Source organism: uncultured Eubacterium sp. (assembly GCF_945980375.1).
In the GTDB taxonomy this organism is placed as follows: domain Bacteria; phylum Bacillota; class Clostridia; order Oscillospirales; family Acutalibacteraceae; genus Eubacterium_R.
Window position 1 is genome coordinate 1 of sequence record NZ_CAMFQO010000017.1, and the last position, 24,766, is coordinate 24,766.

Annotated in this window: 20 protein-coding genes and 1 pseudogene; 4 read left to right on the forward strand and 17 right to left on the reverse strand. The window is 43.0% G+C overall.

Going from position 1 to position 24,766, the window contains the following annotated elements; translation table 11 throughout:
• Positions 1 to 294: 294 nt before the first annotated feature.
• The 4 genes from Q0P34_RS05635 to Q0P34_RS05650 all read right to left on the reverse strand — a co-directional run bounded on the left by Q0P34_RS05635 (position 295) and on the right by Q0P34_RS05650 (position 3,876).
• Positions 295 to 1,629: a sialidase family protein gene (locus tag Q0P34_RS05635; protein ID WP_294954093.1), complete on the reverse strand. Its 1,335-nt coding sequence runs from the start codon at positions 1,627 to 1,629 to the stop codon at positions 295 to 297.
• A gap of 41 nt (positions 1,630 to 1,670) precedes the next feature.
• Positions 1,671 to 2,036 (reverse strand): fluoride efflux transporter CrcB, encoded by a 366-nt coding sequence (crcB, locus tag Q0P34_RS05640; protein ID WP_294954095.1) that lies wholly within the window; start codon positions 2,034 to 2,036, stop codon positions 1,671 to 1,673.
• Positions 2,037 to 2,169: 133 nt separating this feature from the next.
• A complete protein-coding gene (locus Q0P34_RS05645; RefSeq protein ID WP_294954098.1) occupies positions 2,170 to 3,165 on the reverse strand; it encodes a GGGtGRT protein in 996 nt (331 codons plus the stop codon).
• 18 nt (positions 3,166 to 3,183) lie between these two features.
• A complete protein-coding gene (locus Q0P34_RS05650) occupies positions 3,184 to 3,876 on the reverse strand; it encodes a hypothetical protein (RefSeq protein ID WP_178668951.1) in 693 nt (230 codons plus the stop codon).
• Positions 3,877 to 4,143: 267 nt separating this feature from the next.
• Between Q0P34_RS05650 and Q0P34_RS05655 the strand changes: the two genes are divergently transcribed.
• Both Q0P34_RS05655 and Q0P34_RS05660 read left to right on the forward strand, forming a co-directional pair.
• Positions 4,144 to 6,921: a CDP-glycerol glycerophosphotransferase family protein gene (locus Q0P34_RS05655; RefSeq protein WP_294954100.1), complete on the forward strand. Its 2,778-nt coding sequence runs from the start codon at positions 4,144 to 4,146 to the stop codon at positions 6,919 to 6,921.
• 3 nt (positions 6,922 to 6,924) lie between these two features.
• Positions 6,925 to 8,481 carry a 2-C-methyl-D-erythritol 4-phosphate cytidylyltransferase gene (locus tag Q0P34_RS05660; RefSeq protein WP_294954103.1) on the forward strand — a complete coding sequence of 519 codons (1,557 nt, stop codon included), beginning with the start codon at positions 6,925 to 6,927 and terminating at the stop codon, positions 8,479 to 8,481.
• Positions 8,482 to 8,555: 74 nt separating this feature from the next.
• On the opposite strand, the gene Q0P34_RS05665 is transcribed toward Q0P34_RS05660, so the two are convergent.
• The 8 genes from Q0P34_RS05665 to Q0P34_RS05700 form a co-directional block, all read right to left on the reverse strand.
• The gene (locus Q0P34_RS05665; protein ID WP_294954106.1) at positions 8,556 to 9,398 is read right to left on the reverse strand and encodes a glycerophosphodiester phosphodiesterase; all 843 of its coding nucleotides are present in this window, start codon (positions 9,396 to 9,398) and stop codon (positions 8,556 to 8,558) included.
• Between the two features lie 82 nt (positions 9,399 to 9,480).
• Entirely contained in the window at positions 9,481 to 10,953 is a 1,473-nt protein-coding gene (gene guaB / locus Q0P34_RS05670; protein ID WP_294954109.1) for an IMP dehydrogenase, read from the reverse strand.
• A 71-nt stretch (positions 10,954 to 11,024) separates the two neighbouring features.
• Positions 11,025 to 11,543 (reverse strand): shikimate kinase, encoded by a 519-nt coding sequence (locus Q0P34_RS05675; RefSeq protein WP_294954112.1) that lies wholly within the window; start codon positions 11,541 to 11,543, stop codon positions 11,025 to 11,027.
• Entirely contained in the window at positions 11,540 to 12,175 is a 636-nt protein-coding gene (gene nth, locus Q0P34_RS05680; RefSeq protein WP_294954114.1) for an endonuclease III, read from the reverse strand. The genes Q0P34_RS05675 and nth overlap by 4 nt, the downstream gene beginning before the upstream one ends.
• Positions 12,172 to 13,443 carry a replication-associated recombination protein A gene (locus tag Q0P34_RS05685; protein WP_294954116.1) on the reverse strand — a complete coding sequence of 424 codons (1,272 nt, stop codon included), beginning with the start codon at positions 13,441 to 13,443 and terminating at the stop codon, positions 12,172 to 12,174. The genes nth and Q0P34_RS05685 overlap by 4 nt, the downstream gene beginning before the upstream one ends.
• A complete protein-coding gene (locus Q0P34_RS05690) occupies positions 13,436 to 14,053 on the reverse strand; it encodes an epoxyqueuosine reductase QueH (protein ID WP_294954119.1) in 618 nt (205 codons plus the stop codon). The genes Q0P34_RS05685 and Q0P34_RS05690 overlap by 8 nt, the downstream gene beginning before the upstream one ends.
• A 1-nt stretch (position 14,054) precedes the next feature.
• Positions 14,055 to 15,536 carry a murein hydrolase activator EnvC gene (locus Q0P34_RS05695; protein ID WP_294954121.1) on the reverse strand — a complete coding sequence of 494 codons (1,482 nt, stop codon included), beginning with the start codon at positions 15,534 to 15,536 and terminating at the stop codon, positions 14,055 to 14,057.
• A 45-nt stretch (positions 15,537 to 15,581) separates the two neighbouring features.
• Entirely contained in the window at positions 15,582 to 17,066 is a 1,485-nt protein-coding gene (locus Q0P34_RS05700; RefSeq protein ID WP_294954124.1) for a peptidoglycan DD-metalloendopeptidase family protein, read from the reverse strand.
• A gap of 362 nt (positions 17,067 to 17,428) precedes the next feature.
• Between Q0P34_RS05700 and Q0P34_RS05705 the strand changes: the two genes are divergently transcribed.
• A complete protein-coding gene (locus tag Q0P34_RS05705; protein WP_294954126.1) occupies positions 17,429 to 18,244 on the forward strand; it encodes a glycosyltransferase family 8 protein in 816 nt (271 codons plus the stop codon).
• Complete coding sequence (locus Q0P34_RS05710) at positions 18,207 to 18,902, forward strand: VTT domain-containing protein (RefSeq protein WP_294954129.1); 696 nt, start codon at positions 18,207 to 18,209, stop codon at positions 18,900 to 18,902. Before Q0P34_RS05705 ends, Q0P34_RS05710 begins: the two co-directional genes overlap by 38 nt.
• A gap of 49 nt (positions 18,903 to 18,951) precedes the next feature.
• Here Q0P34_RS05710 and Q0P34_RS05715 read toward each other — a convergent pair whose 3' ends face one another.
• The 5 genes and pseudogenes from Q0P34_RS05715 to Q0P34_RS05735 all read right to left on the reverse strand — a co-directional run bounded on the left by Q0P34_RS05715 (position 18,952) and on the right by Q0P34_RS05735 (position 24,731).
• On the reverse strand, positions 18,952 to 20,181 hold the full coding sequence (locus Q0P34_RS05715; RefSeq protein ID WP_294954132.1) for a peptidoglycan DD-metalloendopeptidase family protein: 1,230 nt from the start codon (positions 20,179 to 20,181) through the stop codon (positions 18,952 to 18,954).
• Positions 20,171 to 21,091: a permease-like cell division protein FtsX gene (gene ftsX / locus Q0P34_RS05720; protein WP_294954135.1), complete on the reverse strand. Its 921-nt coding sequence runs from the start codon at positions 21,089 to 21,091 to the stop codon at positions 20,171 to 20,173. Before ftsX ends, Q0P34_RS05715 begins: the two co-directional genes overlap by 11 nt.
• Positions 21,092 to 21,297: 206 nt before the next feature.
• Positions 21,298 to 21,954: pseudogene (gene ftsE, locus Q0P34_RS05725) on the reverse strand (cell division ATP-binding protein FtsE); the annotation flags it as partial.
• Positions 21,955 to 22,202: 248 nt separating this feature from the next.
• Complete coding sequence (locus tag Q0P34_RS05730) at positions 22,203 to 23,189, reverse strand: hypothetical protein (protein ID WP_294954138.1); 987 nt, start codon at positions 23,187 to 23,189, stop codon at positions 22,203 to 22,205.
• 12 nt (positions 23,190 to 23,201) lie between these two features.
• The gene (locus tag Q0P34_RS05735; RefSeq protein ID WP_294954141.1) at positions 23,202 to 24,731 is read right to left on the reverse strand and encodes an MFS transporter; all 1,530 of its coding nucleotides are present in this window, start codon (positions 24,729 to 24,731) and stop codon (positions 23,202 to 23,204) included.
• Positions 24,732 to 24,766 lie beyond the last annotated feature (35 nt).

Consider the following 24,766-nt stretch of genomic DNA (forward strand, 5'->3'; position numbering starts at 1 on the left):
GACATTTCATATCGAAATTCCAAATGAGTATAGATAACTACAAATTCCAATTTGTCGAACAGATTGGGTGTTAATCTTGGTGTGAGTTTGGTGCTAATTTGGTGCAACATCTTATGCGACAGCACGAAAAATATCAAACGATATGCGACTACACCCCCACAATATCCCACGATATGAGCGTTATACACGATATAAAACGCTGTGAAACGCTAATGCAAAAACTCAAAGAGATAATTACATTTATCAAACAAACAAAGCACAATTCGAGGAAAAACGAATTGTGCTTTTATTTTTTTACTTATTCATTTTTTCAACGAGCTCATCTGTGTCGTTTAGGTTAATTCGTTTTGAGCAAATTGATGTTTTGTATGTTTTGAGGTTAATTTTATCCTTTGGGTTGAATTTGCCGTAGGTTGAGGTTACGATTGTTCCGTCGTCAAGCACTACATTTCCGCAGTAGCCTGTGTCTGCCTCGGCACTGTATGCAGGCTTTCTTTGACCGTCCTTGAATATATGAGCAAGCTTGATTCTGTATTGTCCCTCGTTGCCCTGCTCCAAATCCTCAAAGGTTCCTACCCAAGCAATCCAGCCTTCGCTTATCCATCCGCCCGTTACCTTTCGCGAGGCGTTTTCTTCTGCCTTTTTGCCTCTTTCGATAGAACGGAAGGTGATGAACAATCTGCCGTCCGGCGTATATTCCGCCTTGTGACGCTCACCGTTAAGTGCAGCGGGAGCTTCAACAGGCTCGCTCCAGCTTTTACCCTCGTCATCAGAGAATGAAATTAAAGAATTCATTTGCTTTGAGTTGCTTCGCGAGATAAGGCAAAGCCTGTCGCCCTGTCCCTGCTCACTGCGAATAACCTCTACCTCGCACATATTTGATTTTTGCTCAATCTCTCTGTACTGTGCAAAGTATTTTTCAGGTGCGCTCCATTGCGGATTTCCGTCCTTGTCAAAGGTGAGGATGGTTTTGTAATTGTAAAAATCAGCGTCGTGGAAAAGTCCCATCCACTTGTCAACAAATTTGCCGTTTTCCTTGAGCTGTGTCAGGCTTGACATTGCAACGATAGGAATAACGGGTGTGTCGCTGTTTACATCATAAAAGGTTTCAAACTCTGTCCAGGTTTCACCCTCATCGGCAGAAACGGAGCAGTTAAAGCCACCGTCCGTCGGCTCGTCGCCCCACTTTGGGTTTGCCGAAATCATAATCAGCTTGTCATCGGTTACACCGTCGGTGAATTGCAAACGATATACTGTTGGGGTTTCACGAGAATTTTCCCAGCTTGACGGTGGATTTTTAACACCGTCACCCCAAGTGAGACCGCCGTCTGTGCTGATTTTTGTCTGAACTGCACCCTTTCCGTGACCTTCAGGGTACATAGTGAGTATGTTGCCGTTTTTCAAAAGTACGGAATCGGGATGCGCCACGTAGTCCTTTGAGTTGTCAACAACCGAAAGCTCATACAAGTACTCATATTTGCTGTTCTTGTATTCCTCCGGTATAACACTCAAATCCAATTCGGGAATAGTGTAGTCCCCGCCTGTAAATGCAAGCCTTTCAGCCGAGCATCCGGCAAGTAATGTAAAAATTAAAATTACGCTTAACAATGTGCAAAATATTTTTTTCATAATGTTTCTCCGTTTATATTATGTGTTTTGGATTTTCAATATTACTTAAAGGCAAGCTGCGGCAGCATAACGGCAAGCACACCTATCAATATACTTAGTATAACATATATAACTGCAGTCACAACCGAACCGCTTTTTATCAGCTCCGCCGTTTCAAGCGAAAATGTGGAAAAGGTGGTGAACCCTCCGCAAATACCAACCTTCAAAAACAGCAAAGCCCTTGCGTCAATATTCTCATTTTTTGACGCAGCAACAACTATGCACCCGATAGCAAACGCACCTGCGATATTTATTATAAAGGTGTTAATCGGAAACGTACCGGGATTTTTTATCGGTATTAAGCTGATAAGGTAGCGCAAAACCGCACCTACAAACCCACCTAAGCCAACCGCCAAGCAATTCAACATAACATCATCCCCCCCAACTAACATTCTACAATAGGATTATATCACATCTAATCACGATAATAAAGAACAAAATGAAAAAACCGCCCGAGATTGCCCGAGCGGTTCAACTGTTGTTTATGATTATTTGTTCTGATTAAAGTGCCTCTGCAACTGCAACTGCGCAAGCAACTGTTGCACCTACCATAGGATTGTTACCCATACCGATAAGTCCCATCATTTCTACGTGAGCAGGAACTGATGATGAGCCTGCGAACTGTGCGTCCGAGTGCATTCTGCCCATTGTATCTGTCATACCGTATGAAGCAGGACCGGCAGCCATATTATCAGGGTGGAGTGTTCTGCCTGTACCGCCGCCTGATGCTACTGAAAAGTATTTCTTGCCCTTTTCAACACATTCCTTCTTGTATGTGCCTGCAACAGGATGCTGGAATCTTGTTGGATTTGTTGAGTTACCTGTGATAGAAACGTCAACGCCCTCCTTCCACATAATTGCAACACCTTCTGTTACATCGTTAGCACCGTAGCAGTTAACCTTTGAACGAAGACCGTCTGAGTAAGCCTTGCGGAATACTTCCTTAACCTCGCCTGTGTAGTAATCCATTTCTGTTTCAACATAGGTGAAGCCGTTGATTCTTGCGATAATCTGTGCAGCGTCCTTACCCAAGCCGTTAAGGATAACTCTAAGAGGCTGCTTTCTTACCTTGTTTGCCTTTTCTGCAATACCGATAGCGCCCTCTGCAGCAGCGAATGATTCGTGACCTGCAAGGAAAGCGAAGCATTCTGTTTCTTCCTCAAGAAGCATCTTGCCGAGGTTACCGTGGCCAAGGCCAACCTTACGCTGATCTGCAACAGAGCCCGGGATACAGAATGACTGCAAGCCTTCACCGATAGCAGCAGCAGCCTCGGCAGCTGACGAAACACCCTTCTTAAGAGCGATTGCGCAGCCTACTGTGTAAGCCCACTTTGCATTTTCAAAGCAGATAGGCTGAATGCCTTCTACAATCTTGTATGGGTCAAAGCCCTTAGCCTGACAGATTTCTCTGCATTCTTCGATTGATTTAATATCGTACTTTTCAAGAACAGCAAGGATTTGCTTTTCTCTTCTTTCATATGATTCAAATAAAGCCATTGTAATATCCTCCTACTCTTATTCTTTTCTTGGGTCGATAACCTTTACGGCATCGTTTACACGGCCGTATTGGCCCTGTGCCTTTTCAAATGCTGTGTTTGCATCGTCGCCTGCCTTGATGAAATCCATCATCTTGCCGAAGTTTACAAACTTGTAGCCGATAATTTCGTTGTCTGCATCAAGAGCGATGCCTGTAACATAGCCGTCTGTCATTTCAAGATAACGAGGACCTGCCTTGCGTGTACCGTACATTGTACCAACCTGTGAGCGAAGACCTTTACCAAGGTCCTCCAAGCCTGCACCGATAACCAAACCGTCATCGGAGAAAGCACTTTGAGTACGGCCGTATACGATTTGAAGGAAGAGTTCTCTCATTGCTGTATTGATAGCGTCACAAACAAGGTCTGTGTTAAGAGCCTCAAGAATTGTTCTGCCCGGCAAAATTTCCGATGCCATAGCTGCAGAGTGGGTCATACCCGAGCAACCGATTGTTTCTACAAGAGCCTCTTCGATTACGCCGTTTTTAACGTTAAGAGTAAGCTTGCATGTACCCTGCTGTGGAGCACACCATCCTACACCGTGTGTAAAGCCGGAAATATCTGTGATTTCCTTTGCCTTAACCCATTTTGCTTCTTCCGGGATAGGAGCAGCACCGTGAGCAACGCCCTGTGCTACAGGACACATTGTTTCAACTTCATGTGAATAAACCATTTTCTAAACTCCTTACTTTATAATTTAGAATAAATTTTTATAAATTTACCGTAACTATTATACCCAAAAACAGTGATATGTTCAAGTAGTAATATAAATAAAAACTAATTTTTGACAAATTATACACAAAATAACCTCATATATACTTTTTAATTATTGATAATTTGGTATATTGATGTTGAAAATAAGATGCTACTGTGTTATCATTATTGTGTATTTTGATGCTTTGGAATAAAGCATAAGTCTTTATTGTGGGAGAATGATATTATGCAGCAGGAACATAAATATTTGTTTTCGGTAATTATGCCTATATATAACGTAGAGGATTACGTTGAGGAGGCAATTCTTTCTCTTGTTAATCAAACCATCGGCTTTGATAAAATTCAGCTGATAATGATTAACGACGGCTCGCCCGACAACAGCGAGGCCATTTGCCTTAAGTATAAGGAAATGTATCCCGATAACATTGTGTATCAAAAGATACCTAACGGGGGCGTCAGCAACGCACGCAACACTGCGTTTCAATATGTTGACGCAAAGTATCTTACTTTTCTTGACCCCGATGATAAGTGGGAGGAGAGCTCGTTTGAAAATGCGTACAGGTTCTTTGAGGAGCATTATGACGAGATAGATGTTCTTGCGGCAAGGATACAGTTTTTTGAGGCGAATGAGAATTTTCATTCACTTGATTATAAATTTGAAAAAGGCACAAGGGTTGCAAATCTTGATGATAAAGAGGAGTGGTATTCCGTTCAGTCAACCGCTGCTACAACCTTTATTAGAAGCGACGCGGTAGGCGACATCAGATTTGACAGCAGATTAAAGTACGGCGAGGATTCTACCTTTATAAATAAGATTATGCTGAAAAAGAAAAAGATCGGTCTTATCTGCGAGGCTCTTTATCTTTACAGAAGACGTAGTTCCGGAAACTCTGCGGTAAACAATCAGGTTAACGACAAGTCGTTTTATATCAATTCGCTTGTGTATTATCATATGGAGCTTATGCGTTATTGCGAAGAGCTTTACGGTGAGGTTATTCCGTATGTTCAGTCTATGATAGCATATGATTTGTATTGGAGAATCGGATATAATAATTATCTTGATGTGCTTGATGAGCAGGAGCAAAAGGAATACCTTGAGCGTTTAAGGCTCTTGCTTGAAAAGATTGACGATTACATTTTGCTCAACAATCCAAAGCACAAAAAGATGTTCAAAAGGAACGAGGCGTTCAAAATTAAATACGGCAAATCTCTGTACGAAATGATAGATTACGACAAGGAAAATGCAACCCTCAGGTACAAGGATGCGTGGTCGCTTGACCTGCCCAACCAAAAGGGTAAGGTGTGCAAGATTGCCGCTATTGATGTAAAGGACGACAAGTTGTTTGTTGATGTGTTTATTGCACAATGGTTGTTTGAATGTAATAAGGACGGAGAGGTTAAGCTTAAGCTTCAGCTTGGCAATCAGGTTGTTGAGCCTGTGCTTGAGGCATATGACCCTCACAACGTAGTCGAAAAGCTTCGTCACGAAAGCTATTATTATCTCGCCAAGTGCGAATTTAGCCTAAAGGACGTTGCTGAAAAGGAGGTCATCTTTAAGCCTATTTTGTGCATAGGCGAAAATGAAACCCCTGTTTCCATGGTGTTCAGCAAGTTCATTTCCAACAAGAATATGTTCGAAACGTCATATACGGTTTTCGGCGAATATGTCGTAAGGTGTATGCGTAGATCCATAAGGGTTTCAAAGCCAAAAGATTTGCCTGCCTATGTTGAAAAGGCAGAAAAGAAATGCATAAAATATCTTAAGAAAATCGGCAGAAAAGACCTTGCAAAAATCAGAGCAAAATATCCTAAGTTTAAGAAAAAGCAAGAGGGCAAGGGAAGCATTTGGCTGTTTTCTGACAGAATTGACAATGCAGGCGACAGCGGCGAGGTTTTGTTCAAGTATATTTGTGAGAATACTCCAAATGGCGTAAGACCTATTTTCACCATCGGCAGAGATGCAAGTGATGAGGTTAAGGCTCGTCTTGAGGCAATAGGCGAGGTTCTGTATTTTGAGGACGAGGAGTTTAAGCTCTATTTTCTTCTTGCAGATAAGATTATTTCATCAAGCGCAGGCGAGTTTACCATCAATGCCTTTGAGGATGACCGTAAGTATTTTGTTGATTTGTACCACTTTGATTTCTATTTTATGAATCACGGTGTAAACTGCGGTGACTGCTCCGGCTGGCTTAATAAGTACAACAAGGACATTAAGATTTTCTTTAACACCGGTGTCAAGGAGCGTCAGGCTATCATTGACGGCAGGTACAATATGACCGAGGAGCAGTGCGTAATTACCGGCCTGCCAAGATTTGATGCCCTGTATGACGACAGAAAAAAGCAGCTTCTTGTTCTTCCGTCGTGGCGCAAGAGCATTAAGGGCGCCTATGATGACAAAACATCAAGTGTGTATTTTGACGGCTTTGTTAATACGGATTACTACAAGTTCTATAACGGCCTTATCAATGACGAAAGATTGCTTGCAAAAATGCGTGAAAAGGGCTATACGGGCTTGTTCTGCCTGCATCCTATTTTCAGAAAGCAGGCTGTGGACTTTAAGCAAAACGATGTTTTTGCAATCAACGAGGGCTTTATAGATTACAACAAGGTGTTTGCGGAATCCTCGGTAATGGTAACCGACTACTCAACAATCGCATTTGACTTTGCATACCTTAAAAAGCCTATTGTTTACACGCAATTTGATAAGGAGGAGTTTTACGAAACTCAAACCTATGACAAGGGCTTCTTCGAATATGAGGACGACGGCTTCGGCCCTGTTTGCTACGATTTGGACAGTGCCGTTGATGCACTCATTAAAATCATTGACAACGATTGCAAAAATGATTATATTGACAGGGTAGAGAATTTCTTTGTTAATATTGACAAAAATAATTCAAAGAGGGTTATTGATGCCGTGCTTGCAGATTCTGCACCTATCCCTGCGACCTCGGCAACTTCAAATGTGTCCTTCTTCAAAAAGCTTATTCAAAAAATTAAAGGATAAATTATGAACATTGTTACAATTCTTGCAAGCGGTGTCGGCGCTCGCTTCGGCTCCAATGTGCCAAAGCAATTCCATAAAATTAAAGGCAAAATGGTAATTGAATATGTTGTTGACGCAATTTTGCAGGCAAAAAAGGTTGATAAGATTTTGATTGTTACAAACGTTGAGGCAAACAAAAGCTATCTTACCGTGTTTGCAGGTAACGACAAGGTTGATTTTGCCGAGGGCGGTGACACCCGCAATCGTTCGCTTGCCAACGCACTTAAGTATATCAAGAGTAATTACAACTGCGACAAAATGATTGTTTGTGATGCGGTAAGGCCTATGATTACGGGTGAGCTGATTGATAAGTATTTTGACCTGCTTGACGATAGTGCCGCTGTTGTTACCGCACAGTCAATTACCGACTCGCTTGGCTGCTATGACATTCAAAGGGTTTACCGCGACAGATATTATCTTATGCAGTCACCGGAGGGCTTTGATTTTAATTTGCTGTATGAAAGCTTTGACCCCGAAAGTGATTTGACGGAGGTTACTCAACAGCTTCCCGAAAACAGTAAAATAGAGCTTTGCTTTGATTTTCAAAACAACTTTAAGCTTACCTATCCTGCCGACCTTAAATACCTTGAGGCACTTATAAACGCAAGGGATAACGAGGTAAGCTACAAGAATATTTTTGACAGCGTACGAAGGCTCAACAGGTATCTGTACGAAAACTATCCCGGCCAAACAAAAAGCTGGATGCGCAGGCTTGAAAGCGAAATACCCAATATGCTCAAAAAATGGACTATAACCGATTACCGAGTTGTAAAAACCTCTCACTTCGGTATCATCTTTTTGGCAGACAGTGTCAATTACGGACCCTGCGTATTAAAGATGATTCCGCCGTTCATTAACAGATATGAGCCCGAGAGGTCTTGCTATCAAAGTCTGCCTGCAACCTTTATGTGCGAGCTTTATGATTATGATGATGCCTGCAGTGCAATTCTTATGCAGCAGATGGATGATGACCTTGATGCCTTTGATGTGAACGACGGCACCGTGCGTGATTTCTTTGCAGGCGTGATTGCAAGCTATAACGATTCTGTTTTGACCGAAAACGAGGAGCATAGCTTCCACGATTATTCCGCAATCCTTCATTCAAAGCTTAACGAAAACGGCTTTGATTACAGAAACGAAGAGATTATGGCTCTTGTTTCAAGGGCGGTAAAGGTTTTTGACGATGTGTTCGGCAACGAGCAGTACAGGCTTGTTCACGGTGATATGCACCGCTATAACATTATGAAAAAGGACAACCTGATTACCGCTATCGACCCAATCGGTTATGTAGCCCCTGTCGAGCTTGACATTGCAAGGTTTATCGGCACAGAGCTTACAGACGATGTTGCCAATGCAAAAAATAAAAAAGCCGAGCTTGTCGAATACTTTGCTCCGCTTTCTTCAAAGGATAGGATTGAGGCAATTCTGTTTGTTGATATGGTGTTCAGGCTTCACAACAGCCTGTTTGAAAACGACACCTTTGAGCTGACAGACAAATGGCTCGAAATCCTAAATATTTAACTGATTCCTGCCTCCCTTTACACAAGGGAGGCAATTCTGTTTGTTTAATTTTATTTGGCGTGGTTCAGACCATTTTATCTTCCCCAACGGCTTATAGTGGTTTCGATTTTGTCCGGGTAGTGGGTTGTGATGTTGTCAGGTGAGTTGATTAACGCACGCTTGATTTGATACTTTTTGTCCACTGTCCAAATTGACAGCTTGTAGCCGTTGTTGTGCAGCAGGGCAGAAAGTGTGCGTGATGCATATTTGTAGTTGCAGTTTATGCCCACGGCTCCCGTTTTTTCAAGCATTTCAATCAGCTTTTTTTGATATTCCTCGGTAAAGATGTTTATCCTGCTTGGCATATAGTTGATGTAGTAAACAACGCCCGGACAGTTTTCCTTAACCTTGTCTGCCTGAAAAACCTCGATGCCTGTAAGCTCAACTCTGTCTGCAAGGCTGTATTTGATAATAAGCTCGTGCAGTGACTTTAGCACACGCGTTTCCTTAATGTCAAGGTTCAGCCTCATATCCGTTTGCTTAACTCTTTCAAACACCTTTTCAATTTCAACACCGTCGTTGTTGGTGTTGATGATGTCGTGGCTCATAACTATTGTGCCGTTAGGCCTTTGCCTGATGTCAATTTCAAAAACATCTGCGTTGTTTGCTATTGCTGTTTCCAACGATTCCATAGTGTTGTCAGGAGTGTCATATGCACCTGTATGTGCAGTTATTGTAAATCCGTGCACAAATTTCAGCTCTCTTTCATCATAGGTTTTGTTAAAGGCATAGGCAACCACGCCTACAACCATAGAAACACTTATCAAAAATGCCACAACCTGATAGCTGAAGCGCTTTGCCCAGGTAGGTGTCATATTTCTTTTCAAAAATCGCTTAAATTGTTCTTTACGCTTTTTGCGTTTTTCGCTTTTTGTCATATATTCACCCGATAAGATAAATGCCAAACCGCCTGCAAAGGTATTGCGGGCGGTTTATTGTTATGCAAATAGTGTACTCGGTTTACTTAAGACCGGAGTAGTTAGGAGCCTCCTTGGTGATGTAAACATCGTGAGGATGAGATTCAACCAAGCCTGCACCTGTAATTCTTATGAACTGTGCGTTGTTCCTTAATTCCTCGATAGTGTGGCAACCGACATAGCCCATACCTGAACGCAGGCCACCCATCATCTGGAAGATTGTGTCTGACACGGCTCCCTTGTAAGGAACACGGCCTTCAACGCCCTCCGGAACAAATTTCTTTGAGCCCTTTTGGAAATATCTGTCGGCAGAGCCGTGGTTCATAGCACCCAATGAGCCCATACCGCGATATACCTTGAACTGACGGCCCTGATAGATTTCTGTCTCACCGGGAGCCTCGTCACATCCGGCAACAAGTGAGCCAACCATTACAACGCTTCCGCCTGCGGCAAGAGCCTTAACAATTTCGCCTGAATATTTAATACCGCCGTCTGCAATTACAGGGATACCGTATTTGTCAGCCATAGCAGCCGAATCGTAAATAGCCGTAATCTGCGGAACACCGATTCCTGCAACAATACGTGTTGTACAGATTGAGCCCGGACCGATACCGATTTTAACAGCATCTGCACCTGCCTTGATGAGAGCCTCTGTTGCCTCAGCAGTTGCAACGTTACCTGCAATAAGAGAAACCGATGGGAACGCTTCCTTAACCTTTGTAACATTTCTGATAATGTTTTCGGAGTGGCCGTGAGCAGAGTCGAGAACAAAGGCATCAACGCCTGCCTCATAAAGTGCCTGTGCACGAATAAGCACATCGTCTGTTACACCGAGAGCTGCGGCACAAAGGAGTCTGTCCTTGCTGTCACGCGCTGTGTTAGGGTACTTAACAGCCTTTTCAATATCCTTGATTGTTACAAGACCTGTAAGCTTGCCGTTTGAATCAATAAGAGGGAGCTTTTCAACCTTTGATTTCATAAGAATACTCTTTGCTTCCTCAAGAGTTGTGCCCGCAACTGCTGTAATAAGCTCCTCCTTCGGAGTCATTACAGATGCAATGCTTACACTGTAATCCTGAATAAAGCGAAGGTCACGGTTTGTAAGAATACCAACAAGAGTTCCGTCGTCCTCGCAGATAGGCACACCGCTGATTTTGTACTTGCCCATAAGCATATCTGCGTCCTTAACGCTATGCTGCGGTGAAAGATAGAATGGGTTGAGGATAACACCGTTTTCGCTGCGCTTAACCTTATCAACCTCGGTGGCCTGCTCCTCAATGGTCATATTTTTATGGATAACACCGATACCGCCCTCACGCGCAATAGCGATAGCCATACGAGATTCCGTAACAGTATCCATAGCCGCAGTCATAAGCGGAATGTTAAGATTGATGTCCTTTGTAAGTCTTGTTTTTAGGGAAACACCGTCAGGGGTAACATCTGATTTTGCAGGGATGAGCAATACGTCATCAAAGGTGAGTCCCTCTTTTACAAATTTTTCATTGTATTCTTTCATAACAACCTCCCATATATTTGCAGTACAGTATTAAAATATTTTTACTATCATACCACTTTGCATTTAACAAATCAAGATTTTTTTTCGCAGTCGCTGCTTGCCTTAACAATTTTTTCAACCGTTTGCTCAACGGTGTTGTTGTCGCAATTTATTACAACGTCTGCCCATTTTTGATACATCGGCAGACGCTCGTTGTACATATCCTCAAGCGAGTCGCCCTCCTTAACAACAACACCGCGGGTTGTGATGTTTTTTATGCGGTCAACCATAGTATCGTAGCTAAGGTGCAGATAGATAACCTTTCCGCTTTTTTTGAGGTGCTCCATGGATTTGTCGCTGTAAACAACCGAGCCTCCCGTTGCAACAACCGTTGCGTTTATGTCGAGCGAAAGGATTGCCCTTTCCTCTGCGCTCAAAAAATATTCTATTCCGTCATCGTCAATTATGTCCTGCAGTCTTTTTTCCTCAAGCCCCTGAAACAGCAGGTCTGTGTCAAAAAAGTTTTTCAGCAATGCCTTTGCGGCAAGCACTCCGCAGGTGCTTTTTCCGCTGCCGGGCATACCTATCAAGATGATGTTTTCCTTGTTCATTTGTTAATTCCAACCTTTTTGCAGTTAAATTCCATAGGGCAGATGTCGCATTTCGGCTTGCGTGCCGAGCAAATATCTCTGCCGAAAAGCACAATCCTGTGGCAAAAATCAGAGCCCTCGTTTGCAGGTACAATTTTCTTTAACGCAAATTCAATTTTCTTTGGGTCCTTTTCCGTCACCAAGCCTATTCGGTTTGCAATGCGAATCATATGCGTGTCAACCACAATGGATTCCTTGCCGTACACATCGCCTACAATGAGATTTGCGGTTTTTCTGCCTACTCCGTTTAGGGTAGTTAAATCCTCTATGTTATCGGGTACGGTACCGCCGAATCGGTCGCGTACGCCCTTTGCCATATCAATTATCGATTCCGCCTTGCTTTTGTAAAACCCACAGGAGTGTATGATTTTTTCAATATCCTTAACATCTGCGTTGCAGTAATCGTCAAGGGTTTTGTATTTTTCAAAAAGCGTAGGGGTAACAATATTAACCCTTGCATCCGTGCATTGTGCAGACAGCCTAACGGCAACCAAAAGCTCAAACGGATTTGATGCATTCAATGAGCATATTGCCTCGGGATATTCTTTTTTCAAAACCTCAATGGCATTTAATGCCCTTTCTTTTTTTGTCATTTGTTGCTTCCTTTTATCTTGCTCCAGTATTCCCTGTGCGCCTGCTCATTTTTGTTGTTACCGTATTCGTAGTAATGAGCGTTTTTTAATGAGTCGGGTAGGTATTGCTGTTCCACCCAGGCGTTAGGGTACGAGTGCGGATATTTGTAGTTTTGTCCTTTAACCTCTGCATCCTCGCCGTCGTAATGCTTGTTTTGAAGCTGTCGCGGAATAGGCCCTGCCTTGCCTGCCTTTACATCTGCAAGGGCAGCATCAATGGCAGCCTCACCGCTGTTTGATTTTGGTGAGCTTGCAACAAGTATAACTGCGTCTGCAAGCGGAATTCTTGCCTCCGGCAAGCCAAGCATCATTGCGGCATCAACTGCAGATTTTACTATCGGAATAATCTGCGGATAAGCAAGCCCGACATCCTCGCAGGCACAAACCATAAGTCGCCTGCATGCAGACGGCAAATCTCCTGCCTCAAGCAGTCTTGCAAGGTAGTGCAGTGACGCATCAACATCCGAGCCACGCATACTTTTTTGGTAGGCAGAAACAATATCGTAGTGCTCCTCGCCGTCTTTGTCATATCGCATTGCGGATTTTTGAGTTAACTCGCCTGCCGTTTGGATAGTGATGTCCTTTATCCCGTCAACCGTAGGAGTTGCAAGATAGCAGTTTTCCACACTGTTCAATGCCTTGCGTACATCTCCGCCGCAGCCCTGCGCAATTTTCTTTACCACATCATCGGTATAGCGGATTTGCAGGTTGTTTTCTTTTTCCAAAAATCTAAAGCCTCGTTCAACGGCAGGAACGATGTCGTCGCAATTGAGCGCCTTAAATTCAAACACGGTGGAACGTGAAAGTATCGCAGAATACACGTAAAAGTACGGGTTTTCCGTTGTTGATGCTATCAGAGTTATTTTTCCGTTTTCTATGTATTCAAGCAGAGATTGCTGTTGGCGCTTGTTAAAATACTGAATTTCGTCAAGGTACAGCAATATACCGTTTGGCGCAGAAAAGGTGTCAAGCTCGGCAACAATGTCCTTTATATCCTTTGTGGAGGCAGAGGTGCCGTTGAGCTTTCGTAGCGCGCGCTTTGTTTTGTTTGCAATTATAGATGCGACAGTCGTTTTGCCAACGCCTGACGGTCCGTAGAATATCAGGTTTGGTATGTCGCCGTTTTGTATCATATTGTACAGTGCCTTGTCAGGCGACAGCAAATGTCTTTGGCCTACAACATCGCTCAACTCGGTAGGCCTTATTCTGTCTGCCAGCGGTTTATTCATTGTTGTTCTCCTTTGAAAATATACAGCCGCAAAAGCTTTGTCTGTACAGGTTATATTCTTTGCTTAATTCTATTGAACGCTTGTAGCCTTCTCTTTTTTTGAAATCGGACGGCAACCATTTTATGCCGTATTTTTGTGCAACCTCATAGCCTATTTGATTGATTTTTTGGCTGTTCTTGAGCGGACTGATTGACAGCGTTGTGCAAAAATAATCAAAGCCCTGTTCCTTTGCGATCCTTGCGGTGCTTTCAAGGCGCATACGGTAGCACCTAAAGCATCTTTCTCCGCCCTCTGCAACATTTTCGTAGCCCCTTGCAATTTGCAAAAAATCATCGTAATTGTATTCGCCGAGTACAAGCTTAATAGGATTTTTTGCAGGCAGACTGTCAATAAGTCTTTTTTGCTCTGCAAATCTTTTGTCAAACTCCTCCTTGGGCGAAATGTTGGGGTTAAAGTAGTACACCGTAATGTCAAAGTAGTTGCTCAAATATTCAAGAGTGTAGCTTGAGCACGGCGCACAACAGGAATGTAAAAACAGCCTTGGCGGATTGCCTGCGTCTATGCTGCCCGTAATTTTGTCAAGTTCCTTTTGATAATTTATCTTGTTCATATTATTTGCTCAAATACGGAATTGCGTTAACCTTGGTGCCGTCTATTATCAGCTCAAAGTGACAGTGCGGACCTGTGGAATTTCCTGTTGAACCGCCCTTTGCAATCTGTTGTCCTTTTTTAACTGTCTGTCCCGTGCTTACAAGAAGCCTTGAATTGTGGGCATAAAGGGTAACGATCTTTCTGCCGAGATTGTCTGTGCCGTGGTAAATCATAATATATTTACCGTATGAATAATTCAGCTCTCTTGTTTTGATAACAATACCCTTTTGTGCGGCAACTACCTTTGTGCCGGTAGGGTAAGGAAAATCTGTTCCGCTATGAGGCTTGCCCGAGCTGTAATGACCGAACGGCGCAGAGATTGAATAATGCCCCGGAGCAGGATATGTCATATTAAGCACTGCCGCCGAGTTGTAATAAAGCGGTGATGAGTTGCTTTGGGCAGATGTTGTGTTGCCCTTGTTAGAGGTGTTGTTCCTTACAGCCGTGGTTGCTTCCTCAGGTGATTTCAGCCCCTGCAGAACGCTGTTTATTTCTTCATCAACCTGCTTCAAAAGCTCCTCGTCCTCGTATTTGTACTCGCTGTACATCTGGGTTTTTGATGCGTACTCGGCAAGCAGAGAATCGCTTTCTGCTCTGTCCTGTGCAAGTATAATCTTTTTCTGTGCAATTTCGGACTGCTTGCTTTCTATTCCGTCACGTTCCTTTTCGATGATTGCGCTTTTTTCGTCAAGCACCGCTCTGCTGTTTTCAAGCAACGCCTTCTGCTCGGAAATAAGCTTATTTTTTTCGTTTATTTTCTGCATTTTTTTCTTTGCTTCTTTAAGCAGAGCGGCATCCGATTTGGATACTGCCTTTATCATTTCGTATCTGCTGAGAAGCTGGCTGATGTCCTTGCTTGTAAGCAAAGCAACCAAAATACTGTCCGAGCCTGATATGTACATTGCTCTCATACGCACACAGTATGCCTTGTATGTGTGCTCAAAGGATTTGTTCAGCTTGTTAATTTCCTCTTGAGCCTTATCGTATTGCTCTTGTACGGCATTGATTTCGTTTTTAAGCTGCTTTGTTTCCTTTTTCAGCCCTCTGATTTTGTCGCGTGCGTTGTTTATCTGTGTGTCAAGTACACCAAGCTCCTGATTCAAATATCCTATTTTTTCATCAAGGCTGTTGATGTATTCCTCGGTTGCCTTTTGGCTTGATTGGTATTTTGCAAGCTTTTTTTCACTTTCCTTAAGCTTTGCCTCAAGGTCTGCTTTTTGCTGACTTAATGCCGCCTCGGGCGATAGAGTAACCGGCTCGCCGTTTGCGTTGGTAACTGCTTTTCCGTTGGCATCGGTCACGGCAACACCGCTTGTCTGCTTGGCAGATGCCTGCGTTGTGTTTCCTGACGGTGCATCGTCTGCAAATGCCGTTACACCCGTTGCGGTCAGCATTGATATTGATAAAATGATTGCTAATGCTTTTTTTGTTATAGGTTTCAAGGTGAAACGCTCCTTGGTTGATTTTTTCAAATTATGATTAGATGATTAGGGCAGGTAGCTTGCGGGATTAACTGCATCGTTGTATGAACCGTTGCCCAGCCTTACCTCAAAATGCAGGTGCGGACCTGTGGAATTTCCTGTTGAGCCGCTAAGTGCAATTTGCTGTCCCTTGTTTACGTGTTGACCCGCGGACACACTGCGTGAGCTGTTGTGTGCATATAGGGTGTAAACCGTTTCGCCGTTTTTGTTTGGCTTGTCGTGCATAATAACGATGTATCGTCCGTAGCTGCAATATCCCGAGCCGTGGTAGCTTTTTTTGCAGGTGCTTCGGTCGCATTTTATGTCCTTTGAAATAATAACCATACCGCTGTCAACTGCAACAATCTTGTGGCCTGTTGTACCGCCCGTTGAAAAATCACAGCCCTTGTGTCCGGGGTAGGCACCGTAAGCACAGGTGATTCTTGTATACGACGGGCAGGGATATGTCATATTGATGTATTTTGACACAGCCGGCGCCTGAGTGGTGGTTTCTGTTTTCTTTTCTGTGGTTTTATCGTTGCCTGACGGCTTTGTTGTGGTAGGCTTTTTGGTTGTGGTAGGCTTTTTCGTTGTGGTAGGCTTTTTCGTTGTTGTCAGCGAATCCTTGTACTTTTTGATAGCCTCCTCAATTTCACGGTCAATCTGGTTTATTTCCTCCTGAGTCATATCGTGAAGCTCGGAGTATTCCTTTGTCTCGTCGTTAATCTGCTGAAGAACGGCATTTGCCTCCTTCTGCTGATTTTCCATGGCAGTTTTCTTTTCCTTCATTTCGTCCTCTTTAACAGAAAGGGTAGCCTGCTGAATTTTTAGGCTCTCTGTGTCGGACTGAAGAATTTTCTGCGTTTTGTTAAGCTCCTCCTGCTTGTTGCCAAGGTCGGTACGCATTTGCTGAATTTGGCCGATTTTGTCTGTAATTTCCTTCATCAGCCTGCTGTCACGGCGTGATATAGCCGACACCATCTCAAGCCTTGTCAAAAAGCTTGATATACCGTTTGACGACAGTAAAAACGAAAGCACGCTTTCAGTTTCTCCGCTGATGTATATCGCCCTCATTCGCTGATAATATCTGTCTTGAATTTGCCTGTAATCGCTTTCAAGCTTAACTGCCTGTGCCTCCATTTTTGTAAGGTCTGTTTCAATGTTGGCAAGGGTAACAGTGTTTGTTTTTATGCTTTGTTCGGTTTTGTTCACCCTGCTTTGAGTTTGCTCCACCTCGTTTTGCGTTATGCTGTATTGTTGCTTGAGTGTGTCAAGCTTTGTATCAATAACATCAAGGTACTCCTGCGCGTCCTTTTTTTCCTTACCGAGCTCCTTGAGCTTTTTGTCGGTCTCGGCAAGCTGTTTTTCAAGCTCCTCCTTGCGTTGCTCCTGCGATACCTGTGTGGAGCTTGACTTTGCTACTGACGCTATCGGATTGCATAAGGGTGCACCGGTTGCAATAAGGCATACGCTCATAACTATGCAAACAAGCTTTTTTGTATTATTTTTCATAATGCACCGCACCTCCGTTTTTTTACTAATAATAATTTTACCACATTTATTATTATAAGTAAAAGGTAAATTATGTATTTTATTATTTTTTTACATAATATTAAAAATTTGCCTAATCTTTACTATTGTTTTAGCATATCTTTATTTTGTCTTTTCCGTTTTCTTTCTTTAGCTTGTTAATATTACTTACGAAAGGTGACAGAATTGTTATGAACATTGTCACGGCAGATTATAATATCAAGTGCAACACTAAAAAAGAATAGATTTCATACCAACCAAAGTGTTGCACTTGGCTTGACAATCTAAGCACCCAATAGTAATATAACCGATATAAAGTATATATTTGAAGGAGAATATGACATATGAATTTATTAGTAACACTTGATTCCAATTATGTACATCAGCTGTTGGTTATGCTTAAATCAATAGAGGTATCTAATCCTTACGAAAGCCTGACCGTATACATACTCCATACACGGCTTACGGAATTTGATTTGGCATTAATCAAAAGAAGCTTTCCAAGGTATAAGTTTGTACCTATTGTTCCCGATGACAGCCTGTTTGACGGTGCACATTTTACAAAACGAATTACAAAGGAGACCTTTTACAGATTACTCCTTTGCGATTACCTGCCCGATGATGTTGACAGAATACTTTATCTCGATCCTGATACAGTAGTGCTCAAAGGATTAACTCCGCTTTACAATCACGATTTCGGTAAAAAGTGTTTTGTCGGAGCCGGACACACAGGAGGAGTTGTTGAATGGTTTAATAAAAAGCGACTTAATATGAGCAGCGACTCCACCTACATAAATGCCGGGGTTATGATGATTAATGTAAATAACTGCCGAAAAATAATCCGTAAAGGTGACATTCGAAGGCTTATTGATAAAAAAGGAGCACTTTTGTTTCAGGCTGACCAAGACATTTTTAACGCCTTGTATTACAGATACACCGATTATGTGTGTGCAGACGTTTATAACCTTGATGAGCATACATACAGAAAGCACAGGTTAAACAGGGAATACATAACCGACAACACGGTAATAATTCATTATGACGGTAAAAACAAGCCGTGGAATGAGGATTACAACGGCTCTATGGGAGAGTATTATGACTATTATGAAAGGATGTTGAGATATGATAAAGGCTCGTTTTCGTTCCCTGTCGCCAATTAAAAAATGTCTGCTACTTGGTGTGCCGATACTATATGTAACAGTCTTTATTATTCTGTATCTTACACTCGGCAGAGAGCTTGCCACAATTATTTCGGACAAGGAGACGTTCAAGGCTTGGATAGCGTCATTCGGTATATATGACGAGGTTATCTTTGTTGCCGTCAGAGCTATTCAAACCGTTGTAAAAATTGTTCCCGCCGAGCCTCTTGAAATCGGTGCAGGGTATGTTTGGGGAACATATAAGGGCCTTGCACTCTGTATGCTCGGCACTGAAATCGGCTCTGCCGTTATACTGATTTTAACTTATTTGTTTGGCACAAGGCTTTTGAATTTTATGTTTGACCTCGATCAAATCAATAAATGGAGCTTTATCAACAATTCAAAAAAGAAATATCTGCTGCTTACCATTATTTATTTAATTCCGGGAACACCAAAGGATTTTATTACATATTTTGTTGGTGTAACAAAGACAAAGGTTTTGCCGTTTTTGCTGGTAACGGGCATTGCCCGAATACCGTCTATAATATCATCAACATGGTGCGGTCAGTTGCTTGATACAAGAAGTGTAAAAATTTTTGTGTTGGCGTTTTCGCTAATCACCGCAGTGTCGATGATAGCCGGATATTTTGTACAAAAAAGGCTTAAAGTGCTTGAATAAACCAAAGGGACTGCCTCACATGCGAGACAGTCCCTTGCTTTGTTATGAGTTATAAGTAACTAAACGGATTTACTCTTTTGCCGTTTACACGTACCTCAAAGTGACAGTGCGGACCGGTTGAGTTGCCCGTTGAACCGCTTCGAGCGATAACCTGACCTTTGTTTACATGGGCGCCTACACCTACAAGAAGCTTTGAATTGTGGGCATAAAGGGTTGACAGTCCGTTACCGTGGTCAACAACCAGATAGTGACCGTAGCTGTAATTTAGCCTCTTTGCGATAATTACGGTGCCCGATGCAGATGCATATATCGGTGAGCCTTTCGGAACAGGGAAATCGACACCGCCGTGATAACGACCGCTTGAATAGTTTGGATAACCGGCAGATACTCTGCGTGAGTTCGTTGGGTATCTTAACGAACCGCTGTGAGCACCGCTGCCTGTTGAGCCTGCCATAGAGCCTGAATTTGCCGCCTGTGCTCTGCGGATTTCTGCCTCAATTTCTGCAAGCTCGTCCTCGTTGTCCTCGATGGTTTCCATATATTCTGCAGTTTGGTCATTCAGCTTGCGCATAAGTGCGTTTGCTTCGCTTATCTGTGCATCAAGCTCCGATTTGGATGCGTTAACCGTTGCAATGTTGCTGTCAAGCTCCTTCTTCTGCGATTGAAGCTTGTCCTTATCTTCGTTCAGCTCAATTCGCTTTTTCTCAAGGCTTGCCTTTTCCTTTTCAATCTCGTTCATTTTTTCCATAAGGCCGTTGAGTGTGTCGCTGTCACGCTTAGATACGGACTTAATCATTTCCGAACGGGTGAGGATAGAGCTGATGTCCGAGCTTGTCAGCAAAACCTCAAGGTTGCTTGCATGACCCGATACATACATTGCACGCAGTCTTTGGCAGTATTCGTCAAAGGTTTCGTCAAACTCTGCCTGCTTTGCATCTATGTCAGCCTGAATATCGTCAATTTGATTTTCTGTTTTTTCTATTTTGCCCTTAACCTTGTCTATGCTTCCCTGAAGCTCGTTGGCCTCTGCCTTTAGGGTGCTGATCTTGTCCTTTAACGCCTGAATTTTTACATCAAGGGCGGAAATATATTCCTTGGTTTCCTTTTTTTGAGAGGCGAGCGCATCAATCTCTGACTGTGCCTCGTCAATCTTATCCTGAATCTTGTCCTTTTTATCGTTGAGGGATGCTGTGCTTGCATACGATGTGGACGTACTGCCTATTAAACTGAACACAAAGGCAACGGATAGGATTACAGATATAATCTTTTTATACTGCACTTATCTCACTACCTTCCTTTGTAAGATACTTCCTCATTGTTATTAGCGATCCTCCTACACCGCTGATAATACCGATAGCGATAAATATGCCTAAAATAGGCAGAGCGTAGTCGGTAAATGTAAGAGCTGTTAATCCAATGGAGCGGAACACGTCTGCAAAGCTCTTAACTGCAACCTCATATATTCCCCAAACTGCAAACAACGAAAGCACGCCGGCAACAACGCCGAGGATGATGCCCTCAACTACGAACGGAAGCTGAACAAAGCTGTTTGTTGCACCTACCGATTTCATAATGCTGATTTCAAGCCTGCGAGAGTAAACGGTCAGCTTGATTGTGTTGGAGATAATGAAAAGCGAAATTGCAAACAAAACGGAAATAATTACTATTGCAATGATTGTAATTCCGTGCGACAGGGTGGCCAGCTTCTTTGCAAGGTCGGTGTTCTGCCTTACGGTATAGATATGGTCAAGTGCTTTTATTTCCTTTACTGTTGAGGTAAATTGATTAAGGTCCTTAACGGTAACCTTGTATGCATCGGGCAAAGGAATTTCATCTGTCGTTTCGGTGAAGAATTCTGCCTGTGCCTCGTCCATAGTGGCGATTTGCTCTGCCCAAGCGTCCTCCTTTGCAACAAACTCAATCTTCTCAACATTGGAAATGTCGTTAAGCTTTATGCCCATTTCGTCAATATCCGCGTCGGTAGCCTCGTCATCAATGTAAACCATAATAACGTTTTCATCCTCAATTTTTTGAACGAGTGAGTTGATGTTCAAAAATATCATCGAGGCTGAGCCGATAAGTACCAGACAGCTGAGCAAAACGCAGATTGAAGCTATTGACATCATACGGTTTGTCCAAGTGTTTCTGAAGCCCTCTTTTACAAGGTATCTAAAGCTTGCTCCTGACATTATTGCTCACCTCCCTGTGCCAATTCGTTGAGGTCTACCGTGCTGTCGGTGCTTTCCTCAGGCTGAGTGTTCTCTTGTGTGTTATCCTGCAAATCCTCAAAAACCTCTGTAAGATTTTCGTTCTTGACATCCTGCTCAAAGTAGAACATATCGTGCTCCTTCTTTGTTTCCTTTGTCTTGAACTTTGCATAGGTCGGGTCAGGGGTGTCGGATACAACCTTGCCCTTTTGGATAACAATAACTCGACGCTGGAAGGTACGCACAAGGTCGTGCTCGTGGGTAACCATAACAACTGTTGTGCCGTTGTTGTTGATTTTGGTAAGCAGCTCAACAATCTCGTGGCTCATTTCAGGGTCTACGTTACCGGTAGGCTCGTCCGCGATGATAAGGTCGGGATTGTTTACAAGCGCTCTTGCAAGCGAAACTCTTTGCTGCTCACCGCCTGAAAGCTCGTTTGGCATAGAACGCGCCTTTTGGCTGAGGCCTACAAGCTGAAGAATATAAGGAACTCTTTTTCTGATTTCCTTTTCCTTTGTGCCGATAACTCTCATGGCAAATGCAACATTATCGTACACGCTCATTTTCGGAATAATTCTAAAATCCTGAAAAACGATGCCCATGGTTCTTCTGTAATAAGGCACCTGCTTTTTCTTCATCTTTGTTGAAGCATAGCCGTTAACTATTACCTCGCCCGATGTTGGCTTTTCCTCGTGCATAATAAGCTTCAGGAATGTGCTTTTACCTGCACCCGAGGAGCCTACGATAAATACAAATTCACCGTCCTCGATTTTTATGTTTACGTTTTCGAGGGCGTGTGTGTCGTTGCTGTCGTAGATTTTTGTTACATCTCTGAATTCTATCACGACGTTCACTCCTATCTGTTGAATATGTTGAATGTTAAATCAAGTAAATTGTCGTTATAATGTGCGTTTTTACCCAATAATTATATATATAATATAACAATCCAACAAAAATATCAAGTGTTTTATGTTGCCATTTTGTAAATATTGTAACAGATTTGTAAAAGCTTTCCATTACGAAGGCTAAAATAATGCAGAAAAAAGCGGTCTAAAATATAGACCGCTTTGTTAAATATTTAGTTCTTTATGCCTTATGCCTGCGCAATGTAAAGCGGAGCTGTGCTTGTGTTTGAATTGTCCACATACCAGCTGTTGCCGATTCTGACAACATAAACCTTTGTGTTTGCAACGACATCGCCGTTTTGATTTGTGACCTCAACGGTACATTCGTCAACTGCCTCAATGCTGTCTGCAATGTCAAGATTTGCAAATGCCTGCTCCATTGCTTCCTTTTTATCTTCGTTCGCAAGTGCAGCAGCCTTGCTCTTGCCGTTTTCAATCAAAGGCTGAATTCTGTTTGTGTATTCATCAGCGTACGCCTTAACCTCGTCGGCAGACAATTCCTTTGTGTTTGTAACAGTCGTTGTCAGCTTGTAGTCCTTGCCGTACATTTCCTGATAAATACCTGTTGTTTCCTTCTGAAGAACGGTTTTTTTGTCGGCTGCAAGCTTTTTCTTGGTACCGGTCAGCTTGTTTGAGTATGTCTGCACGTTTGATTCGAACACGCTGAACATAAATTCGGTGTCCATATAGTCGTCACCGAGCACCGCTACTCTGACCTGCTTGAGCATATCAAAGTATCTGCTGTAAAATTCGTCGTAGTTTTCAAGTCCTACGGTTGCCATAAGCTCTTCGTAGTAAACGTACATTGTGTTGTATATTTGGTCAAGAAGCTCGGTTTCCTCCTTGCTTCCCGTGCCGATAGCTTTGTTTTGCTCTACCTTTGGCTCGCCCTTTTTCTTACCGCTGTTGTCGTTAACGTAAGGAGCCATGTATGCATTGATAACAAAGTTGCCGAACTTTTGGTTTTTAGATACCAACGAAACCTTGAGCGCATTGTATCCGTCGCCTGTTTGAACAATGGTATCGGCATAGGATTGAGCAACCTTTTCCGGAGAGAATGCATTGTATCTTGTAGTGAAAGCAAAGACGGTCATACCTACGAGAATTGCGGCAACAAGGATACCGGATACTACGCCGTAAAGTCCTGCTCTAAAGCCTTTTTTAGTTTTTGCCATAGTCAATCCCTCCTATTCTGCAGCGTCAATCACGGCATCATCCGATGCGTCATCCTGCTCTGCTTCCTCCTGAGCTCTCTTTTCAAGCAATGCAGCGGTAATCCTCTTTTTCTTTTCGCCTACCATATCGTAGAACAAAACGGGAACAAACTGAAGAATTACAAAGATTGCAGGGATAACGGTGTAAATTGCAAGGAATTTAACAAGAACGTCATTGTTTTGTGCTGCGTATGCAACGTTTTGGCTTGTGGAGAACTGATAGCCTGACCATTGGTAAACAAGCACCGGTGCAAGCCATTTTGTACCTGCTGACGCAATCTTTGAGAAAAGGCCGTAGCCTGCATATGCAAGTCCCTCCTGACGCTTGCCGGTTTTGTATTCCATTTCGTCGATACAGTCGGCAATCATAATGTTAGGAGTTACGTTTGTGTTACCGTGCTGAATTCCGCAGAAGAAATTGAGAATCAAGAACGGAATAATGAGATTGCTGTTGAAGCCGATGCCCTTTGAAACAAGGAACAAAATTGCCATTGCAGATGCACCGTAAACACAGAACAAAATGTATGTCTGTTTTGTAGAGAACTTTTTGAGCACAAAGTTTACAAGCAATGTACCCACTGCCGTACCGATACCCATAGGAAGCATAAGCGCAAGCTTTAGTCCCTTTGAGCCAAGTAGGTAAACAGCTATGTAAAGTGATACTGTGCCGTAAACACCTCTGCCGAAGCCAAACAGCTTTGTAAGTGAAACCATAAGCAGATTCTTGTTTGTGAAAACAAGCTTGATTGATTCTGCAAGAGAAACCTTTTCACTTGTGTAAGGTACGCGCTCCTTGTTGTTGCCGAAGAAAATCATAACAAAGATTATCATACCGAGTGCACAAACCGCAGTGGAAATGATGAGGTCAAGACCCTGTCCCTCTGCGTTCTTGTACTGCTGTTGGCCCATAAGCGCCTTCATAATAAGCGGAACAACGATGATTACAACCTGACCGCCCGATTGACCTACCGAACGCAAAAACGATGCAATGGATATTGCACTTGAACGTTCGCTTGGGTTTGGCGAGCAAAGCGCACCAAAGCAGTTGGACGGTGATTCAACCGCACAGGAAACGGCGGTGTAAAGGGAATAAATCACAAACATCCAAATTGTTGCTACGGTAAACGATGATGTATTTGGTGCAACAAAAACAAGCATAGAGATTATTGCAAGAGGAATTGCACCAAAGCCAACCCAAGGCTTAACCTTGCCGAGCGGGGTACGCGTTCTGTCAACCAAAACTCCTATGACAAGCTCGCACACGGCACCAACGATGCCTGCAAATCCAAATACAAGAGGTACAATATCTGCAAGCTGTTGGGAGTCAAAGCCCTTACCCTTGAATGCGAAGTCAGCAAAGAATGTCATCGTGTAGTCCGGCATCCAGCCTGTCAGCAGGGCAACGCCGAACAGTCCTATACCAAAGGTGACAATCTCTGATGGCTTCATGTACTTTTTTTCGGCTGTTGCAGTATTTGCCACAGCACCCTTTGTTTTAGCCATAAGAAATCTCCTTCTTAATTTTTTCATTTTTATTA

What these genes read in the sequence shown, in the direction of transcription:
- Q0P34_RS05685 (WP_294954116.1), bottom strand. Translation starts at nt 13,443, where the DNA reads ATGAATAAACCGCTGGCAGACAGAATAAGGCCTACCGAGTTGAGCGAT.
- Q0P34_RS05660 (WP_294954103.1), top strand. Translation starts at nt 6,925, where the DNA reads ATGAACATTGTTACAATTCTTGCAAGCGGTGTCGGCGCTCGCTTCGGC.
- Q0P34_RS05705 (WP_294954126.1), top strand. Translation starts at nt 17,429, where the DNA reads ATGAATTTATTAGTAACACTTGATTCCAATTATGTACATCAGCTGTTG.
- Q0P34_RS05730 (WP_294954138.1), bottom strand. Translation starts at nt 23,189, where the DNA reads ATGGCAAAAACTAAAAAAGGCTTTAGAGCAGGACTTTACGGCGTAGTA.
- Q0P34_RS05645 (WP_294954098.1), bottom strand. Translation starts at nt 3,165, where the DNA reads ATGGCTTTATTTGAATCATATGAAAGAAGAGAAAAGCAAATCCTTGCT.
- nth (WP_294954114.1), bottom strand. Translation starts at nt 12,175, where the DNA reads ATGACAAAAAAAGAAAGGGCATTAAATGCCATTGAGGTTTTGAAAAAA.
- crcB (WP_294954095.1), bottom strand. Translation starts at nt 2,036, where the DNA reads ATGTTGAATTGCTTGGCGGTTGGCTTAGGTGGGTTTGTAGGTGCGGTT.
- Q0P34_RS05650 (WP_178668951.1), bottom strand. Translation starts at nt 3,876, where the DNA reads ATGGTTTATTCACATGAAGTTGAAACAATGTGTCCTGTAGCACAGGGC.
- Q0P34_RS05675 (WP_294954112.1), bottom strand. Translation starts at nt 11,543, where the DNA reads ATGAACAAGGAAAACATCATCTTGATAGGTATGCCCGGCAGCGGAAAA.
- Q0P34_RS05690 (WP_294954119.1), bottom strand. Translation starts at nt 14,053, where the DNA reads ATGAACAAGATAAATTATCAAAAGGAACTTGACAAAATTACGGGCAGC.
- Q0P34_RS05635 (WP_294954093.1), bottom strand. Translation starts at nt 1,629, where the DNA reads ATGAAAAAAATATTTTGCACATTGTTAAGCGTAATTTTAATTTTTACA.
- Q0P34_RS05710 (WP_294954129.1), top strand. Translation starts at nt 18,207, where the DNA reads ATGATAAAGGCTCGTTTTCGTTCCCTGTCGCCAATTAAAAAATGTCTG.
- ftsX (WP_294954135.1), bottom strand. Translation starts at nt 21,091, where the DNA reads ATGTCAGGAGCAAGCTTTAGATACCTTGTAAAAGAGGGCTTCAGAAAC.
- Q0P34_RS05665 (WP_294954106.1), bottom strand. Translation starts at nt 9,398, where the DNA reads ATGACAAAAAGCGAAAAACGCAAAAAGCGTAAAGAACAATTTAAGCGA.
- Q0P34_RS05655 (WP_294954100.1), top strand. Translation starts at nt 4,144, where the DNA reads ATGCAGCAGGAACATAAATATTTGTTTTCGGTAATTATGCCTATATAT.
- guaB (WP_294954109.1), bottom strand. Translation starts at nt 10,953, where the DNA reads ATGAAAGAATACAATGAAAAATTTGTAAAAGAGGGACTCACCTTTGAT.
- Q0P34_RS05700 (WP_294954124.1), bottom strand. Translation starts at nt 17,066, where the DNA reads ATGAAAAATAATACAAAAAAGCTTGTTTGCATAGTTATGAGCGTATGC.
- Q0P34_RS05735 (WP_294954141.1), bottom strand. Translation starts at nt 24,731, where the DNA reads ATGGCTAAAACAAAGGGTGCTGTGGCAAATACTGCAACAGCCGAAAAA.